The sequence below is a fragment of the Streptomyces sporangiiformans genome, assembly GCF_005768555.2.
GTDB classification, from domain to species: domain Bacteria; phylum Actinomycetota; class Actinomycetes; order Streptomycetales; family Streptomycetaceae; genus Streptomyces; species Streptomyces sporangiiformans.
The window spans coordinates 12,726-29,601 of record NZ_VCHX02000065.1; the positions used below are offsets into that span (position 1 = coordinate 12,726).

The 16,876-nt window shown below is 68.1% G+C and carries 17 protein-coding genes and 1 pseudogene; 13 read left to right on the top strand and 5 right to left on the bottom strand.

Features of this window, described 5'->3' with window-relative positions; genetic code table 11:
* The first annotated feature begins 46 nt into the window (after positions 1-46).
* The 12 genes from FGD71_RS05870 to FGD71_RS05925 all read left to right on the top strand — a co-directional run bounded on the left by FGD71_RS05870 (position 47) and on the right by FGD71_RS05925 (position 11,481).
* Complete coding sequence (locus FGD71_RS05870) at positions 47-1,297, top strand: serine hydroxymethyltransferase (protein WP_119099307.1); 1,251 nt, start codon at positions 47-49, stop codon at positions 1,295-1,297.
* Between the two features lie 129 nt (positions 1,298-1,426).
* On the top strand, positions 1,427-2,836 hold the full coding sequence (locus FGD71_RS05875; RefSeq protein ID WP_119099308.1) for an MraY family glycosyltransferase: 1,410 nt from the start codon (positions 1,427-1,429) through the stop codon (positions 2,834-2,836).
* Positions 2,837-3,120: 284 nt separating this feature from the next.
* A complete protein-coding gene (locus tag FGD71_RS05880) occupies positions 3,121-3,558 on the top strand; it encodes a Cg1360 family ATP-synthase-associated protein (protein WP_119099309.1) in 438 nt (145 codons plus the stop codon).
* A 225-nt stretch (positions 3,559-3,783) separates the two neighbouring features.
* Positions 3,784-4,602: a F0F1 ATP synthase subunit A gene (gene atpB, locus FGD71_RS05885; RefSeq protein WP_483409875.1), complete on the top strand. Its 819-nt coding sequence runs from the start codon at positions 3,784-3,786 to the stop codon at positions 4,600-4,602.
* A gap of 75 nt (positions 4,603-4,677) precedes the next feature.
* Positions 4,678-4,911: an ATP synthase F0 subunit C gene (gene atpE / locus FGD71_RS05890; protein ID WP_031485821.1), complete on the top strand. Its 234-nt coding sequence runs from the start codon at positions 4,678-4,680 to the stop codon at positions 4,909-4,911.
* A gap of 41 nt (positions 4,912-4,952) precedes the next feature.
* Positions 4,953-5,501, top strand: a complete 549-nt coding sequence (locus tag FGD71_RS05895; RefSeq protein ID WP_119099310.1) for a F0F1 ATP synthase subunit B — start codon at positions 4,953-4,955, stop codon at positions 5,499-5,501.
* Positions 5,498-6,319: a F0F1 ATP synthase subunit delta gene (locus tag FGD71_RS05900; protein ID WP_119099311.1), complete on the top strand. Its 822-nt coding sequence runs from the start codon at positions 5,498-5,500 to the stop codon at positions 6,317-6,319. Before FGD71_RS05895 ends, FGD71_RS05900 begins: the two co-directional genes overlap by 4 nt.
* 135 nt (positions 6,320-6,454) lie before the next feature.
* Positions 6,455-8,044, top strand: coding sequence for a F0F1 ATP synthase subunit alpha (gene atpA, locus FGD71_RS05905; protein ID WP_119099312.1), 1,590 nt, complete (start codon positions 6,455-6,457; stop codon positions 8,042-8,044).
* A 21-nt stretch (positions 8,045-8,065) separates the two neighbouring features.
* On the top strand, positions 8,066-8,983 hold the full coding sequence (locus FGD71_RS05910) for a F0F1 ATP synthase subunit gamma (protein ID WP_119099313.1): 918 nt from the start codon (positions 8,066-8,068) through the stop codon (positions 8,981-8,983).
* The gene (gene atpD / locus FGD71_RS05915) at positions 8,983-10,419 is read left to right on the top strand and encodes a F0F1 ATP synthase subunit beta (RefSeq protein WP_119099314.1); all 1,437 of its coding nucleotides are present in this window, start codon (positions 8,983-8,985) and stop codon (positions 10,417-10,419) included. Before FGD71_RS05910 ends, atpD begins: the two co-directional genes overlap by 1 nt.
* 111 nt (positions 10,420-10,530) lie before the next feature.
* Positions 10,531-10,905: a F0F1 ATP synthase subunit epsilon gene (locus FGD71_RS05920; protein ID WP_119099315.1), complete on the top strand. Its 375-nt coding sequence runs from the start codon at positions 10,531-10,533 to the stop codon at positions 10,903-10,905.
* Between the two features lie 129 nt (positions 10,906-11,034).
* Positions 11,035-11,481, top strand: coding sequence for a DUF2550 domain-containing protein (locus tag FGD71_RS05925; RefSeq protein WP_119099316.1), 447 nt, complete (start codon positions 11,035-11,037; stop codon positions 11,479-11,481).
* Positions 11,482-11,558: 77 nt separating this feature from the next.
* On the opposite strand, the pseudogene FGD71_RS05930 reads toward FGD71_RS05925, so the two are convergent.
* From FGD71_RS05930 to FGD71_RS05940, 3 genes and pseudogenes are all read right to left on the bottom strand, one after another.
* A pseudogene (locus tag FGD71_RS05930) lies at positions 11,559-12,677 on the bottom strand (glycoside hydrolase family 18 protein); the annotation flags it as partial.
* Between the two features lie 344 nt (positions 12,678-13,021).
* A complete protein-coding gene (locus FGD71_RS05935) occupies positions 13,022-13,663 on the bottom strand; it encodes a response regulator (protein WP_119099317.1) in 642 nt (213 codons plus the stop codon).
* A complete protein-coding gene (locus FGD71_RS05940; protein ID WP_119099318.1) occupies positions 13,660-14,841 on the bottom strand; it encodes a sensor histidine kinase in 1,182 nt (393 codons plus the stop codon). Before FGD71_RS05940 ends, FGD71_RS05935 begins: the two co-directional genes overlap by 4 nt.
* 152 nt (positions 14,842-14,993) lie before the next feature.
* Between FGD71_RS05940 and FGD71_RS05945 the strand changes: the two genes are divergently transcribed.
* The gene (locus tag FGD71_RS05945; RefSeq protein ID WP_119099319.1) at positions 14,994-15,611 is read left to right on the top strand and encodes a hypothetical protein; all 618 of its coding nucleotides are present in this window, start codon (positions 14,994-14,996) and stop codon (positions 15,609-15,611) included.
* Here the strand turns inward: FGD71_RS05945 and FGD71_RS05950 are convergent.
* Both FGD71_RS05950 and FGD71_RS05955 read right to left on the bottom strand, forming a co-directional pair.
* Positions 15,537-16,109: a cob(I)yrinic acid a,c-diamide adenosyltransferase gene (locus tag FGD71_RS05950; RefSeq protein WP_119099320.1), complete on the bottom strand. Its 573-nt coding sequence runs from the start codon at positions 16,107-16,109 to the stop codon at positions 15,537-15,539. The genes FGD71_RS05945 and FGD71_RS05950 overlap by 75 nt on opposite strands.
* Positions 16,110-16,122: 13 nt before the next feature.
* On the bottom strand, positions 16,123-16,872 hold the full coding sequence (locus FGD71_RS05955; protein ID WP_119099321.1) for an ABC transporter permease: 750 nt from the start codon (positions 16,870-16,872) through the stop codon (positions 16,123-16,125).
* Positions 16,873-16,876: the final 4 nt, after the last annotated feature.

Here is a 16,876-nt window from a genome sequence, read left to right on the forward strand (position 1 = left end):
GTGGTTCTACATTGGACTGAGATCCCGCCGAGGACCGGAGTCCACCATGGTGGTCACGCATACGCTGGAAGGCCTGCTGCCGACCGATGTGCTCGGTCGGCAGGATCCCGAGCTGGCCGAGATTCTCATCGGCGAGCTGGACCGGCAGTCGACGACGCTGCAGCTGATCGCCGCCGAGAACTTCACCTCGCCCGCGGTGCTCGCGGCCCTGGGGTCGCCGCTCGCCAACAAGTACGCCGAGGGATATCCCGGCGCCCGGCATCACGGCGGATGCGAGATCGTGGACGTGGCCGAGCGCATCGCCGTCGAGCGCACCAAGGCCCTCTTCGGAGCCGAACACGCCAACGTCCAGTCCCACTCGGGGTCTTCGGCCGTGCTCGCCGCGTACGCGGCCCTGCTGCGGCCCGGGGACACCGTCCTCGCCATGGGCCTCCCGCACGGCGGCCACCTCACCCACGGCTCACCCGCCAACTTCTCGGGCCGCTGGTTCGACTTCGTCGGCTACGGCGTCGACCCGGAGAGCGGGCTCATCGACTACGACCAGGTGCTCGCGCTGGCCCGGACGCACCGCCCCAAGGCCATCGTGTGCGGGTCCATCTCCTACCCGAGGCATATCGACTACGGCGCCTTCAAGGACGTGGCCGAGGCGGTGGGCGCGTATCTCATCGCCGACGCCGCCCATCCCATCGGGCTCGTCGCCGGGGGAGCGGCACCCAGTCCGGTGCCGTACGCCGACATCGTCTGCGCGACCACGCACAAGGTGCTGCGCGGCCCGCGCGGCGGCATGCTGCTGTGCGGCGCGGAGCTGGCCGAGCGCGTCGACCGGGCCGTCTTCCCGTTCACCCAGGGCGGCGCCCAGATGCACACGATCGCCGCCAAGGCCGTAGCGTTCGGCGAGGCGGCGACGTCGGCCTTCACCGCGTACGCCCATCAAGTGGTCGTGAACGCCCGGGCGTTGGCGCGGGGCCTGGCCGCCGAGGGGCTCGCGGTCACCACCGGTGGCACCGACACCCACCTGCTGACCGTCGACCCGGCCCCGCTCGGCGTGGACGCCCGCACCGCCCGCGGCCGCCTGGCCGCCGCCGGAATGGTCCTCGACACCTGCGCCCTGCCCCACCCGGACGTGCGCGGACTGCGCCTGGGCACGGCCGCCGTCACCACCCAAGGCATGGGTGAGGTCGAAATGTCCCGGATCGCCGTACTGTTCGCCGAGGCGCTGCGTGAGGAACGTGCGGGCCGCGAGGTACGTGAAGAAGTACGGGACCTGACCGGAAGATTTCCGCCGTATCCGGTCTAGCGCGGGGTGGACGCGAACCTGTGCACAGACACTCGTGCAACCATCGGCTCTACCCGGAAGTCCCCAACCGTATGCGCTCGGAGCTAGGGTGTGGGGCTGAGATGGCCAGCGACACCTGTGGGGAAGCCTGTGCGTGAATACCTCCTGACGCTCTGCATCACGGCCGCGGTGACGTACCTGCTGACCGGGCCGGTGCGGAAATTCGCGATCGTGGCCGGGGCGATGCCGGAGATCCGGGCACGTGACGTGCACCGGGAACCCACGCCACGGCTCGGCGGAATCGCGATGTTCTTCGGACTGTGCGCCGGCCTGCTGGTCGCCGACCATCTGACGAACCTCAGCGAGGTGTTCGAGAACTCCAACGAACCCCGCGCGCTGCTCTCCGGAGCCGCCCTGATCTGGCTGATCGGCGTCCTGGACGACAAGTTCGAGATCGACGCCCTCATCAAGCTGGGCGGCCAGATGATCGCCGCCGGCGTCATGGTGATGCAGGGCCTGACGATCCTGTGGCTGCCGGTGCCGGGCGTCGGCTCGGTCTCGCTGACCCAGTGGCAGGGCACGCTGCTGACCGTCGCGCTCGTCGTCATCACCATCAACGCCGTGAACTTCGTCGACGGCCTCGACGGTCTCGCCGCCGGCATGGTCTGCATCGCGGCCGCGGCGTTCTTCATGTACGCGTACCGCATCTGGTACGGCTACGGGCTCGAGTCCGCCGCCCCCGCGACCCTGTTCTCCGCGATCCTGATGGGCATGTGTCTCGGCTTCCTGCCGCACAACATGCACCCCGCCCGTATCTTCATGGGCGACTCGGGCTCGATGCTGATCGGCCTCGTCCTCGCGGCCGGCGCCATCTCCATCACCGGGCAGGTCGACCCCGACGCGATGAACCTGTTCGCCGGGTCCGAGAAAGCGGCCGTGCACCAGACGGTGCCGGTCTACATCCCGCTGCTGCTGCCGCTGACGATCATCGCCGTCCCGGCGGCCGACCTGGTGCTCGCCATCGTGCGGCGCACCTGGCGCGGACAGTCCCCGTTCGCCGCCGACCGCGGGCACCTGCATCACCGCCTGCTGGAGATCGGGCACTCGCACAGCCGGGCCGTGCTCATCATGTACTTCTGGTCGGCCCTGATCGCCTTCGGCGCCCTCGCGTACTCGGTGAACTCGGGGGCCATGTGGATCGTGCTCGGCATCATGGCGCTCAGCGCGGTGGGCCTGGTCCTGCTCCTGCTGCCCCGCTTCACACCGCGCACCCCGCGCTGGGCCGAGGCCTTCGTGCCCCCGCGGTACCGGCGCCGGATCGCCGCGGAAGCGGAGGAAGCCGCGGAGGCAGGGGATGCCGCGGAGGCGGGGGCGCAGGCGGCGCCCTCGGCCGCGTACGCCACGAGCGGCGAAGGCACGAGTGTGGGCGGCGAGGGGCGCACCGGCGACGCGGGACGCCGCGCTCCGGTGGTCGCCGGAGTCTCAGGAGTCAATGGGGCGACGGCTGTTGGCGCCCGTGCGCGTCTCCTGGAGGGGCGTGAGGCGCGATCGTCACGCTAGAGCAAGGTAAGAGTTTTACCGGGCACGCACATCGCAAATCGCCCCAATATCAGACATCTTGGCTCTGCGGGTGCACAGACGCGCATGTTCACTCTCATGTGTGACGCCGAGCACATCAAGCAGGTAAAGACCTCATCAAATAGTTTGTGATACGGTTCACGAAAGCCCGGGGTAGAGCCGAAGGACCGCAGTGCGACGGTTCATTGGCGTGAGGTTCTCTCTCGACCCGGGATTACGCTCGTCCATGACGACACCTGCCCCCTTCAGTAAGCGGAGTTGCCGCCATGCCGTCCAATGACGCCCGGATTCTCCTTCAGGCTGCCGTGCCCACGGCTGCCGTCGGCGCGATTGCCGCCGTCGTCAGTGGTGTGGTCACCGGGGGCAAGGGGGCGGTCGGGGCGGTCGTCGCGACGCTGGTCGTGATCCTCTTCATGGGTATCGGGTTGTACGTTCTGCAGCGCACCGCCAAATCGCTTCCGCACCTTTTCCAGGCCATGGGTCTGATGCTCTATACGGCACAGATCCTGCTGCTGTTCATGTTCGTCGCCGCGTTCAAGGACACGACGCTGTTCAACCCCAAGGCCTTCGCGTTCACGCTGGTCGCCGCCACCCTCGTGTGGATCGGCTGCCAGGCTCTTGCTCAGATGAAGGCCAAGATCCTCTACGTCGAACCCGATCCCTCGAAGGACGAAAAGCCTGAGAAGACGGGGCCCTCGTCGTGAGAGGTAGGGCCGGGATAAGTAGGCGTAAGAGATCCTGCTATCGTCCGGTGCCAACTGCGGCATCGCGGGCGCGGGCATCCGAGCTGACGCCTGCTCTAGTGCGAGGCTCGATGCCCTACTGCCGCCCCCACATCCGTAACACCAGTCCAGTGCCGAACCGCGGCTGCGCGCCGCGCCGACACAACGAGGTTGCCGTACCTATGCGTCACGCCGAAGGAGCCCGTGGTGAGTGCTGACCAGACCCAGCTCGCCTTTGACTGGAGCTGTCGGATCATGTCCGACAACGGCTGCGGCTTCCCGGCTCCGGGCCTGCACTCGTTCCTCTTCAAGCCGCTGGTCGAGGTCGGCGGGTTCGAGTTCAACAAGGTGATGCTGCTCGCCCTCATCACCACGGGGCTCGTCATCAGTTTCTTCTACGCGGCTTTCGGCAAGGCCAAGGTGGTCCCGGGCAGGCTGCAGATGGTCGGCGAGGCCGGGTATGACTTCGTCCGCCGCGGCATCGTGTACGAGACCCTCGGTAAGAAGGAGGGCGAGAAGTACGTCCCCTTCATGGTCTCGCTGTTCTTCTTCATCTGGATCATGAACATCTGGTCCGTGATCCCGCTGGCCCAGTTCCCGGTCTCGTCGATCATCGCGTTCCCGATGGTGTTGGCCGCCATCGTCTGGATCATCTGGGTCTCGCTGACGTTCAAGCGCCACGGTTTCGTCGGCTTCTTCAAGAACGTCACTGGCTACGACAAGTCGCTGGGCGCGGTTCTGCCGCTCGTGATGGTCATTGAGTTCTTCTCGAACCTGCTGGTCCGACCGTTCACGCACGCGGTCCGACTCTTCGCCAACATGTTCGCCGGCCACCTGATGCTGGTGATGTTCACCGTTGCCTCCTGGTACTTGCTGAACAGCTGGATGATCCCGGCGGCCGGTGTCTCCTTCGTCATGACCATGGTCATGATCCTCTTCGAGCTTTTCGTGCAGGCTGTTCAGGCGTACGTCTTCGTGCTGCTGGCCTGCTCGTACATCCAGGGCGCACTGGCCGAGCACCACTGAGCCGCACCGCCCCAAGCCCCTAGAACGTCCGGTGGCCAACCCCCGCCGGTCCATGAAAGAGAAGGAAGAATCAGCATGGCTGCCCTTGAGACCCTCGCCGCTGTCGAAGGCAACATCGGTTCCATCGGCTATGGCCTCGCCGCCATCGGCCCCGGCGTCGGCGTCGGCATCATCTTCGGTAACGGCACCCAGGCCCTCGCCCGCCAGCCCGAGGCCGCCGGCCTGATCCGCGCCAACCAGATCCTCGGCTTCGCCTTCTGTGAGGCGCTCGCCCTCATCGGCATCGTCATGCCGTTCGTCTACGGATGACCGGACCTTGACGAGCGAACTTTTCAACGGAAGGCACTGATGTGATCGCCAACCTGGTACAGCTGGCGGCCGAGGAGGAGCAGAACCCGCTCGTCCCGCCGGGTCCCGAGCTGCTCGTCGGCACCATCGCCTTCGCCATCGTGTTCTTCTTCTTCTGGAAGAAGCTCCTCCCGAACATCAACAAGGTTCTGGAAGAGCGCCGCGCGGCGATCGAAGGCGGTATCGAAGAGGCCGACGCCATGAAGGTCGAGGCCCAGAGCGTGCTGGAGCAGTACAAGGCTCAGCTCGCCGAGGCCCGGCACGAGGCCGCGCGTCTGCGCCAGGAGGCGCAGGAGCAGGGCGCCGCGCTCATCGCCGAGATGCGTGCGGAAGGCCAGCGGCAGCGTGAGGAGATCATCGCCGCCGGTCACACGCAGATCGAGGCCGACCGCAAGGCCGCCGCGTCCGCGCTGCGTCAGGACGTGGGCAAGCTCGCCACCGACCTGGCCGGCAAGCTCGTCGGCGAGTCCCTTGAGGACCACGCCCGTCAGAGCCGCACCATCGACCGCTTCCTCGACGAGCTCGAGGAGAAGGCCGAGGCGACTCGATGACTGCGCACGGAGCGAGCCGCGAGGCAACCGCTGCCGCCCGTGAGCGTCTCGACGCGCTGACGGACAGCACGTCCGTGGACCCGGTCGCGCTCGCCGACGAGCTGGCCGCCGTCACGGCGCTGCTCGACCGCGAGGTGTCGCTGCGTCGGGTTCTCACCGATCCGGCGCAGGCCGGTGAGGCGAAGGCCGAGTTGGTCGGACGGCTGCTCGCCGGCCAGGTCGGCGGCCCGACCGCGGACCTCGTGTCCGGCATGGTGCGCTCCCGCTGGTCGCAGCCGCGCGACCTGGTGGACGCGCTCGAGGAGCTGGCGAACACGGCCGACCTCACCGCCGCGCAGAAGGCGGGCGTGCTCGACGAGGTCGAGGACGAGCTGTTCCGGTTCGCCCGGATCATCTCCTCGAACACCGAGCTGCGTGCCGCGCTGACGAACCGCGCCGCCGGCGCCGCTGCCAAGAGCGAGCTGGTGCACAGCCTGCTCGGCGGCCGGGCCAAGGCCGGGACCGTGCGATTGGTCACGCGCCTTGTGACCGCGCCGCGGGGACGTAGCCTGGAAGCTGGACTCGAGTCCCTGTCCAGGCTCGCCGCCGATCGCCGGGACCGCATGGTCGCCGTCGTCACCTCGGCGGTTCCGCTGAGCGACCCGCAGAAGCGGCGCCTGGGCGCTGCCCTCGCGAAGCTCTACGGCCGTCAGATGCACCTCAACCTCGACGTGGACCCCGAGGTCCTCGGCGGGATCCGGGTGCAGGTCGGCGACGAGGTCATCAACGGCTCCCTCGCGGACCGGCTCGAGGACGCCAGCCGCCGCATGGCGGGCTAGCAGCAACACAACACACGTACACAAGCAGCACCTACGGCCCTGGTTGGGCCGTGCAGAGGATTCACCTCGTTCAGGGGGGAGTCCCCATCCCCCCAAGTGAAACTTCGGGCCCAACAAGGAGAGCAGGGAACCCAGATGGCGGAGCTCACGATCCGGCCGGAGGAGATCCGGGACGCACTGGAGAACTTTGTCCAGGCGTACAAGCCGGACGCGGCCTCGCGCGAGGAGGTCGGTACGGTCACCCTTGCCGGCGACGGCATCGCGAAGGTCGAGGGCCTGCCCTCGGCCATGGCCAACGAACTGCTGAAGTTCGAGGACGGCACCCTCGGCCTCGCGCTCAACCTGGAAGAGCGCGAGATCGGCGCCATCGTCCTCGGCGAGTTCAACGGCATCGAGGAGGGCCAGCCGGTCAGCCGTACCGGCGAGGTCCTGTCGGTCGCGGTGGGCGAGGGCTACCTCGGCCGCGTCGTCGACCCGCTCGGTACCCCGATCGACGGCCTCGGCGAGATCGAGACGTCCGGCCGCCGCGCCCTCGAGCTGCAGGCCCCGGGCGTCATGGTCCGTAAGTCGGTGCACGAGCCGATGGAGACCGGCTACAAGGCCGTCGACACGATGACCCCGATCGGCCGCGGCCAGCGTCAGCTGATCATCGGTGACCGTCAGACCGGCAAGACCGCCCTGGCCGTCGACACGATCATCAACCAGCGCGACAACTGGCGCACGGGCGACCCGAACAAGCAGGTCCGCTGCATCTACGTCGCCATCGGTCAGAAGGGCTCGACCATCGCCTCCGTGCGTGGTGCCCTCGAAGAGGCCGGCGCCCTGGAGTACACGACCATCGTCGCCGCCCCGGCGTCCGACCCGGCCGGCTTCAAGTACCTTGCGCCGTACACCGGTTCGGCCATCGGCCAGCACTGGATGTACGAGGGCAAGCACGTCCTCATCGTCTTCGACGACCTCTCGAAGCAGGCCGACGCCTACCGCGCCGTGTCCCTGCTGCTCCGCCGTCCGCCGGGGCGCGAGGCCTACCCCGGTGACGTCTTCTACCTGCACTCCCGTCTGCTGGAGCGCTGCGCGAAGCTCTCCGACGACATGGGCAAGGGCTCGATGACCGGTCTGCCGATCGTCGAGACCAAGGCCAACGACGTCTCGGCGTTCATCCCGACCAACGTCATCTCCATCACCGACGGCCAGTGCTTCCTGGAGTCGGACCTGTTCAACGCCGGTCAGCGCCCCGCGCTGAACGTCGGTATCTCCGTCTCCCGAGTCGGTGGTTCCGCGCAGCACAAGGCGATCCGCCAGGTCTCCGGCCGTCTGCGCGTCGACCTCGCTCAGTACCGCGAGCTGGAGGCCTTCGCCGCCTTCGGTTCCGACCTGGACGCCGCGTCGAAGGCGCAGCTGGAGCGCGGTCAGCGCATGGTCGAGCTGCTCAAGCAGCCGCAGTACCAGCCGATGGCCACCGAGGACCAGGTCGTCTCCATCTGGGCCGGCACCACCGGCAGGATGGACGAGGTGCCGGTCGCCGACATCCGCCGCTTCGAGAAGGAGCTGCTCGAGTACCTGCACCGCAAGGAGCAGGGCCTGCTGACCTCCATCAAGGAGGGCGGCAAGATGTCGGACGACACGATCACGGCCATGAGTGACGCCGTCGCGGAGTTCAAGAAGCAGTTCGAGACCTCGGACGGGAAGCTTCTCGGCGAGGACGCTTCGGCCGCCGCCAAGTGACGTAAGGAAGGGACCTGACTCATGGGAGCCCAGCTCCGGGTCTACAAGCGTCGCATCCGATCCGTCACCGCGACCAAGAAGATCACGAAGGCGATGGAGATGATCGCCGCCTCGCGCGTCGTCAAGGCGCAGCGCAAGGTGGCGGCCTCCACGCCGTACGCGACCGAGCTCACGCGCGCGGTCACGGCTGTCGGGACGGGTTCGAACACCAAGCACCCGCTGACGACGGAGGCGGAGTCGGCGACCCGCGCCGCGGTGCTGCTCCTCACGAGCGACCGCGGACTGGCCGGCGCCTTCAACTCCAACGCGATCAAGGCGGCGGAGCAGCTGACCGACCGCCTCGAGGGCGAGGGCAAGGAGGTCGACGTGTACATCGTCGGCCGCCGCGGTGTCGCCCACTACAACTTCCGTGAGCGCAAGATCGCGGAGCAGTGGACCGGCTTCACCGACGCGCCCTCGTACGCGGACGCGAAGAAGGTCGCGGGCCCGCTGATCGAGGCCATCGAGACGGAGACGGCGGACGGCGGCGTGGACGAACTCCACATCGTCTACACCGAGTTCGTGTCGATGATGACGCAGACGGCGGTCGACAGCCGCCTGCTGCCGCTCAGTCTCGAAGAGGTCGCCGCGGAATCTCCCGCCAAGGACGAGATTCTTCCGCTGTACGACTTCGAGCCGTCGGCGGAGGACGTCCTCGACGCCCTGCTGCCACGTTACGTCGAGAGCCGTATCTACAACGCGCTGCTCCAGTCGGCTGCCTCCAAGCACGCCGCCACGCGCCGCGCGATGAAGTCGGCCACCGACAACGCCGGAGATCTCATCGAGAACCTCACCCGGCTTGCCAACGCGGCCCGCCAGGCCGACATCACCCAGGAAATCAGCGAGATCGTCGGTGGCGCCAGCGCCTTGGCCGACGCGACCGCGGGGAGTGACAGGTAATGACGACGACAGTTGAGACGGCCGTTGCCACGGGCCGCGTCGCCCGGGTCATCGGCCCGGTCGTCGACGTGGAGTTCCCCGTCGACGCGATGCCGGAGATCTACAACGCCCTTCACGTCGAGGTGGCCGACCCGGCCAAAGCCGGCGAGAAGAAGATCCTGACCCTGGAGGTCGCCCAGCACCTGGGTGACGGCCTGGTCCGCACGATCTCCATGCAGCCCACCGACGGTCTGGTCCGCCAGGCCCCGGTCACCGACACCGGCACGGGCATCACCGTCCCGGTCGGCGACTTCACCAAGGGCAAGGTGTTCAACACCCTCGGTGAGGTGCTGAACGTCGACGAGCAGTTCGAGGGCGAGCGCTGGCCGATCCACCGCAAGGCCCCGGCCTTCGACCAGCTCGAGTCGAAGACCGAGATGTTCGAGACGGGCCTGAAGGTCGTCGACCTTCTCACCCCGTACGTCCGAGGCGGCAAGATCGGTCTGTTCGGTGGTGCCGGTGTCGGCAAGACCGTGCTGATCCAGGAAATGATCATGCGTGTGGCCAAGCTGCACGAGGGCGTTTCCGTCTTCGCCGGCGTCGGTGAGCGCACCCGTGAGGGCAACGACCTCATCGACGAGATGACCGAGTCCGGCGTGCTGGACAAGACCGCGCTGGTCTTCGGCCAGATGGACGAGCCCCCGGGCACCCGTCTGCGCGTGGCCCTGGCCGGTCTGACCATGGCGGAGTACTTCCGCGATGTGCAGAAGCAGGACGTGCTGTTCTTCATCGACAACATCTTCCGCTTCACCCAGGCCGGTTCCGAGGTGTCGACCCTGCTCGGCCGCATGCCGTCCGCGGTGGGCTACCAGCCCAACCTCGCGGACGAGATGGGCCAGCTCCAGGAGCGCATCACCTCGACCCGTGGTCACTCGATCACCTCGATGCAGGCGATCTACGTCCCCGCGGACGACCTGACCGACCCGGCCCCGGCCACGACCTTCGCCCACCTCGACGCGACGACGGTGCTCTCCCGTCCGATCTCCGAGAAGGGCATCTACCCGGCCGTGGACCCGCTGGACTCCACGTCCCGCATCCTGGACCCGCGTTACATCTCGCAGGAACACTACGACTGCGCCATGCGCGTCAAGACGATCCTGCAGAAGAACAAGGACCTCCAGGACATCATCGCGATCCTCGGTATCGACGAGCTCGGCGAGGAGGACAAGCTCGTCGTCCACCGTGCCCGTCGCGTCGAGCGCTTCCTGTCGCAGAACACCCACGCCGCCAAGCAGTTCACCGGCCTGGACGGTTCGGACGTGCCGCTCGACGAGTCGATCGCCGCGTTCAACTCGATCTGCGACGGTGAGTACGACCACTTCCCGGAGCAGGCGTTCTTCATGTGCGGTGGCCTGGAGGACCTCAAGGCCAAGGCCAAGGAGCTCGGCGTCTCCTGAACCTCGTGTTCATGAAGGGGGGCGGGTGCGTCCCGTCCCCCTTCGTACGCCTACTAGACTTTGACCCAACACCCGGTATCCATCACCGGGTGGTGACCCGAGGAGCCCACCTTGGCTGCTGAGCTGCACGTCGAGCTCGTCGCCGCGGACCGTAGTGTCTGGTCCGGCGAGGCCACCCTGGTCGTCGCACGCACCGCGTCCGGCGACATCGGCGTCATGCCCGGTCACCAGCCGCTGCTCGGTGTGCTGGAGTCGGGCCCGGTGACCATCCGTACGAGTGAGGGAGGAACGGTCGTCGCCGCGGTGCACGGCGGTTTCATCTCGTTCGCGGACAACAAGCTGTCGCTGCTGGCCGAGATCGCCGAGCTGTCGGACGAGATCGATGTCCAGAGCGCGGAGCGGGAACTCGAGCGCGCGAAGGCGGAGGGCGATGCCTTTGCCGAGCGTCGCGCGGATGTCCGACTGCGAGCGGTGGCGGCACGCTGAACCAGCGCGCCACAGGAACATGACTCAGCCGCGGCCAGGACCGGAGCTTTCTCCGGACCGGGTCGCGGCTGAGGCGATGCGGGTACTTTTTCCCTTTCCGTTACCTAGGAGACGAGGAGGTCGGTGTCGATGGTCCTCGCTCTGACTGTGTGCGGGTTGGTAGTCGTACTGGTGGCGGTCGGACTCTTCGTCTTCGGTCTGCGCCGCAGGCTGATCCAGCGCTCCGGTGGCACCTTCGACTGCAGCCTCCGCTGGAACACCCCCGAGAAGGGCGACACCAGCGGCAAAGGCTGGGGTTACGGCATCGCCCGCTACAACGGTGACCGCATCGAGTGGTTCCGCGTCTTCTCGTACGCCCCCCGCCCGCGCCGCATCCTGGAACGTTCGGCGATCGAGGTGGCCGGCCGGCGGGCCCCCGACGGCGAGGAGGAGCTGGCGCTGCTCTCCGACGCGATCGTGCTCACCTGTCTCCACCGGGGGACAAGGCTGGAACTGGCGATGAGCGAGGACGCGCTGACCGGTTTCCTCGCGTGGCTGGAGGCGGCCCCTCCCGGTCAACGAGTGAATGTGGCCTGACGAGTGAGGAACGACAACGAGTCGGTGTGACCCGAAGGCCGCACCGACTCGTCGATGTCACGTGATCTTGCTGATGGTTACTTGAGACCGGTGTTGATCGCGCTCACAAGCTCACCGTCACCGGTGTCGCCGCTGAACTCCCAGAAGAAGGCGCCGCCCAGGCCCTGCTTCTTGGCCCAGCTCATCTTCCCGAGGACCGTCGACGGAGTGTCGTAGGACCACCAGTCGCTGCCGCAGTGCGCGTAAGCCGTCCCGGCGATCGTGCCGGTGGCCGGGCAGGACGCCTTGAGGACCTTGTAGTCCTCGAATCCCGCCTCCCAGGTGCCCGCCGCCGCTCCGGTGGCCGTGCCGCCCGGTGTGTCCTGGGTGACGCCGGTCCAACCGCGGCCGTAGAAACCGATGCCGAGCAGCAGCTTGTTCGCGGGCACGCCCGCGTCCTTGTACTTGGCGATCGCGGCGGCCGAGTTGAAGCCCTGAGCCGGGATGCCCTTGTACGAGGTGAGCGGGGAGTGCGGCGCGGTCGGGCCGTTCGCGGCCCAGGCGCCGAAGAAGTCGTACGTCATCACGTTGTACCAGTTGAGGTACTTCGCGGCGCCCGCGTACTCGGCCGCTTCGATCTTGCCGCCGTCGGAGGCGTCGGCGGTGACGGCCGCGGTGACCAGGTTCTGCGAGCCGAACTCGGCGCGCATGGCCTTCATCATGTCCTTGATGGCCGGGGCGCCGCTGTTGTCGCAGGTCAGGCCGCAGGCGTTCGGGTACTCCCAGTCCAGGTCGATGCCGTCGAAGACATCGGCCCAGCGCGGGTCCTCGACCAGGTCGTAGCAGGACTTGGCGAAGGCCGCCGGGTTCTTGGCCGCCTCCGTGAAGCCGCCGGACCAGGTCCAGCCGCCGAAGGACCACAGGATCTTGATGTTCGGGTACTTGGCCTTCAGCTGGCGCAGCTGATTGAAGTTGCCCTTCAGCGGCTGGTCCGCGGTGTCGGCCTCGCCGGTCACCGAATTGTCCGCGGAGACCGGCATTTCGTAATCGGCCCACGAGTCGCCGATCGCGCACTTGCCGTCGACGACGTTGCCGAAGGCGTAGTTGATGTGGGTGATCTTCTCGGCGGAGCCGGACGTCACCAGGTTCTTGACGTTGTAGTTGCGGCCGTAGACGCCCCATTCGATGAAGTAACCGAGTTTGACCTTGGCGCTGGGACCCGGAGCGACCACACCGCTTGATGCGGACGTGGCAGAAGTGGCAGACGTGGCTGACGTGGTGGTCGCGGTCTGGGCGGGGCTCGCGAGGGCGACCAGACCGGCGAGCGGCAGCATCAGGGTGGCGAACCCTGCTGCTGCCTTGTGTCTGAAGCGCATGCTGCGCCTCCTTGAGGTTGTTGGTGCATGCGTGAGCGCAGTGCCGCGAGAATAGAAAGGTCTGGACCATCGGTCAATAGGTCTGGACCAGTGACTGTGATCAGTCAGCCCGTGCGCCCGCCCCGGATCAGTCGGCCCGGGTGCCCGCCGCCCTCGCTCAGTCGGCCCGGGGCTCCGCCCCCTGGTCAGACACCCAACTCCTGTGCCAGCACGGCCGCCTGGACCCGGCTGCGCAGTTCGAGCTTGCCGAGGAGCCTGCTGACGTGGGTCTTCACGGTCGCCTCGGCCATCGCCAGCCGGTCCGCGATCTCGGCGTTGGACAGCCCGCCGCCGAGGCAGGACAGCACCTCGCGCTCGCGGCGGGTGAGGGAGTCCAGCACCGACGGGTCCGTCCCCGGCTCTCGTACCGGCTTCGCAGCGAACTCGGCGATCAGCCGCCGGGTCACCGCGGGCGCGATCAGCCCTTCACCGCGAGCCACCGTCCGCACCGCCGCGAGCAGGTCCTGCGCGTCCGTGTTCTTGAGCAGGAACCCGGCGGCGCCGGCCCGCAAGGCGCCGAAGACGTACTCGTCGAGGTCGAAGGTGGTCAGCACCAGCACATCGGCGAGACTCTCGCCGACCACCTCACGGGTCGCGGAGACGCCGTCGAGGCGGGGCATCTGCACATCCATCAGCACCAGATCGGGCCGGAGTTCACGCGCAAGCGTGACCGCCTGTTCGCCGTCGGCTGCCTCGCCGACGACCTCGATGTCGGGCGCGCTGCGCAGGATCAGGACGAGCCCTGCCCGTACGGCGGACTGGTCCTCGGCGACGAGCACGCGGATCATTCGGTCCCTCCCAGGGTGGTCGGCAATGTGGCGTGTACGGTCCAGATCTTGCCGCCCGGCGCGCTCTCGGGGCCGGCTTCGAAGCTGCCGCCCAGCAGCGCGATCCGCTCGCGCATGCCGACGAGCCCGGCGCCCGAGCCGGGTGCCCGTGGCGCGTCACGATCGCCGTACGGGCTGGTCACCCGTACCGAGAGCGAGCCGTCCCGCTGGGTCAGCGCCACGAGGACCCGGCCGGGGGAGGCGTGCTTGAGGGCGTTGGTCAGGGACTCCTGGACGATCCGGTAGGCGGCGAGCCCGACCGGCGCGGGGAGCTTGCCGTGCGTGGTGTCGAGCGAGACGTCGAGGCCGTTGGCGCGGGCGCCCTCCACCAGTGCGCCGAGGCCGTCGAGGGTGGGCGCCGCGGCCGGCTCCGTCTCGCCGCTGTCGTCCCGGAGTATGCCGATCAGCCGCCGCATCTCGGCGAGCCCCTCGACGCTGTTCTCGCGGATGACGGCGAGGGCCTCCTTCGAGGTGCCCGGGTCGTCGAGCGAGAGCGCGGCCGTGGAGTGGATGGCGATCGCGGACAGGTGGTTGGCCACCATGTCGTGCAACTCCCTTGCCATCCGAGCGCGTTCGGCGGTGACGGCCTGGGTGCGGTCGATCTCGGCGAGCAGGGCGGTCTGTTCGGCGCGCAGGCGCTCCGCTGCGGCGGTGTCGCGGTGGTTGCGGATGATCCAGCCGGTGGCGGCGGGGCCCAACGCCACCACACCGACCGCCACGCCGATCAGCAGGGCCTCGGGCACGCGCAAGACCGCGGTGGGCACCACCGTGCCGGCCACCGTGAGCAGCCCGGCGATCCAGGGGATGCGCCGGGCGGAGGCCGGGGGGCCGTACACCACCGCCGCGTACACGAGGTCGGTGAACATCAGGACCGTGGCCAGGCTGCCCCGCGTAAGGAGATCGGCGGTCACTGCGACCGTGCCGATCAGCAGGGCCGTGCGCGGCATGGACCGGCGCAGCAGCTCGCAGCCCGCCATCACCACGAGCGGCAGTAGCAGCACCCGGCTGTCGGGCCACAGGACCATCGGCTGGTCGGCGCGGGTGCCGAGCCCGACGCCGTACAGGATGAGCCCACCGAGCAGGCCCCCGACCGCGATCCGTAAATCGTCGCGGTGGGGGCGGGGGAGTCGTACGGCCATGCGTCCATCCAACACGGCGTATGCGCCCGTCGCGTGATGCCGGGGGACGGTCTGCGGCTACATCGAAGGATGCAGTGGCGTTTCGTCACTCGCGACGACGCGTCGGCCGAGCGGCGCCGGGAGCCTGGAGTGGTGACCGAGAGGAGCGAGCTGTGATCGTCACACTCATCATCGCCTGCGAAGTCGCCTTCTGGGTGCTCTTGGCCGCGGGCCTGGCCGCGCGCTATCTGTTCAAGATGCCGCGGACGGGGCTCGCGCTGCTGCTGTGCGAACCACTGCTCGAAGTCGTGCTGTTCGCCGTCACCGCGATCGACCTCAAGGACGGCGCGGATCCCGACTGGAAGCACGGTGTCGCCGCCGTCTACATCGGCTTCACGGTGGGCCTCGGGCACTCCACGATCAAATGGGCCGATGCCTGGGTCGCCCACCGTTTCGCGGGCGGACCGCCGCCGGTCAGGCCGCCGAAGTACGGGGCGGCCCGCGCGGTCCACGAGTGGCGGGTCGCGGGCCGCTGGATCACCGCGGCGGTGGTCGCGCTGGCGCTGCTCCAGGCCGCGATCTGGTACATCGGCTCCGACGGCGATACCGGCTCGCTGCGCACCTGGCAGACGAGGATGCTGTTCGTGATCGGCATCAACGTCGTCATCGGGCTCAACTACACGCTGTTCCCGAAGAAGGCTCCGTACGGAGAGAAGTCAGCGCTCCCCGCCCGGGACCCAGAGCACGTCCCCGACGTCCTTGTTGGCCGTCCGCGCAAGGACGAACAGTAGGTCCGACAGCCGGTTCAGATAGGTCGCCGTGAGCGGGTTCATCACCTCGCCGTGCACCTCCAGCGCCGCCCACGTCGACCGCTCCGCCCGCCGCACGACCGTGCACGCCTGGTGCAGCAGTGCGGCACCGGGGGTGCCCCCGGGCAGGATGAAGGAGCGCAGTTTCTCCAGTTCGGCGAGGAAGCGGTCGCAGTCCGCCTCCAGCTTGTCGATGTAGAACTGCTCCACGCGCAGGGGCGGGAACTGCGGGTTCTCCACGACCGGAGTGGAGAGGTCCGCGCCCACGTCGAAGAGGTCGTTCTGGACGCGGGTGAGGATCTTGACGACGTCCTCGCCCAGCCCGCCCAGGGCGATCGCCGTGCCGATGACCGCGTTCGCCTCGTTCGCGTCGGCGTACGCCGCGATCCGCAGATCGGTCTTGGCGACCCGGCTCATGTCGCCGAGGGCGGTGGTGCCCTGGTCGCCGGTCCTGGTGTAGATGCGCGTCAGATTGACCATGTGACCAGCGTAGTTACGCTCCGGCCTTCCGGAACACTCGTGTGCCCACTGTCACGGCGAGCGTCGCGAAGCAGAGGGCCACGATCACGCCGTACAGCATGGAGGAGGTCGCGTACTCGCCGACGTACGCGTCCCGCATCGCGTCCACCAGATAGCGCACCGGCATGAAGCGTGAGAGCACGTCCAGCCAGCCCGGGGCCAGGGCCATCGGCAGCATCAGCCCGGACAGCAGCATCGATGGCATCGCGATCGAGTTGATCACCGGACCGAACTCCACCGGGGTCTGCACGGTCATCGCGAACGCGCACGAGAGCGCGGCGAGCGACATGGAGAGCAGCCCCACGAAGGCGAAGCCGATCAGGACGCCGGCCAGGGGCGCGCGCAGGCCCATCGCCATCGCCGCCAGCACCAGCAGCACGGACTGGAAGACGAAGAGCAGGGCGTCGCGCAGTACCCGCCCGAGCAGCAGGGCCAGCCGGCTGACCGGCGTCACCCGCATCCGCTCGAGCACTCCGGTCTGCTTCTCGATGATGACCGCGAAACCGCTGAAGGCGGCGCCGAACAGGCCGAGCTGAAGCAGCAGCCCCGGGACCAGGACCTGCCACGACGACCCGTGTGAGCCGAGGGGCAGATCGGTGAGCAGCGGTCCGAAGAAGAGCAGGTAGAGCAGCGGCATGAGGATGCCGAAGAGCATCTGGAACCTGGAGCGCAGGGTCTGGCGGGCGTATCGGCCGAAGACCAGCGCGATGTCGTGCAGCAGCATGAGA

What these genes read in the sequence shown, in the direction of transcription:
- FGD71_RS05870 (WP_119099307.1), top strand. Translation starts at nt 47, where the DNA reads ATGGTGGTCACGCATACGCTGGAAGGCCTGCTGCCGACCGATGTGCTC.
- FGD71_RS05880 (WP_119099309.1), top strand. Translation starts at nt 3,121, where the DNA reads ATGCCGTCCAATGACGCCCGGATTCTCCTTCAGGCTGCCGTGCCCACG.
- atpE (WP_031485821.1), top strand. Translation starts at nt 4,678, where the DNA reads ATGGCTGCCCTTGAGACCCTCGCCGCTGTCGAAGGCAACATCGGTTCC.
- FGD71_RS05900 (WP_119099311.1), top strand. Translation starts at nt 5,498, where the DNA reads ATGACTGCGCACGGAGCGAGCCGCGAGGCAACCGCTGCCGCCCGTGAG.
- atpA (WP_119099312.1), top strand. Translation starts at nt 6,455, where the DNA reads ATGGCGGAGCTCACGATCCGGCCGGAGGAGATCCGGGACGCACTGGAG.
- FGD71_RS05910 (WP_119099313.1), top strand. Translation starts at nt 8,066, where the DNA reads ATGGGAGCCCAGCTCCGGGTCTACAAGCGTCGCATCCGATCCGTCACC.
- atpD (WP_119099314.1), top strand. Translation starts at nt 8,983, where the DNA reads ATGACGACGACAGTTGAGACGGCCGTTGCCACGGGCCGCGTCGCCCGG.
- FGD71_RS05925 (WP_119099316.1), top strand. Translation starts at nt 11,035, where the DNA reads ATGGTCCTCGCTCTGACTGTGTGCGGGTTGGTAGTCGTACTGGTGGCG.
- FGD71_RS05935 (WP_119099317.1), bottom strand. Translation starts at nt 13,663, where the DNA reads ATGATCCGCGTGCTCGTCGCCGAGGACCAGTCCGCCGTACGGGCAGGG.
- FGD71_RS05940 (WP_119099318.1), bottom strand. Translation starts at nt 14,841, where the DNA reads ATGGCCGTACGACTCCCCCGCCCCCACCGCGACGATTTACGGATCGCG.
- FGD71_RS05950 (WP_119099320.1), bottom strand. Translation starts at nt 16,109, where the DNA reads ATGGTCAATCTGACGCGCATCTACACCAGGACCGGCGACCAGGGCACC.
- FGD71_RS05955 (WP_119099321.1), bottom strand. Translation starts at nt 16,872, where the DNA reads ATGCTGCTGCACGACATCGCGCTGGTCTTCGGCCGATACGCCCGCCAG.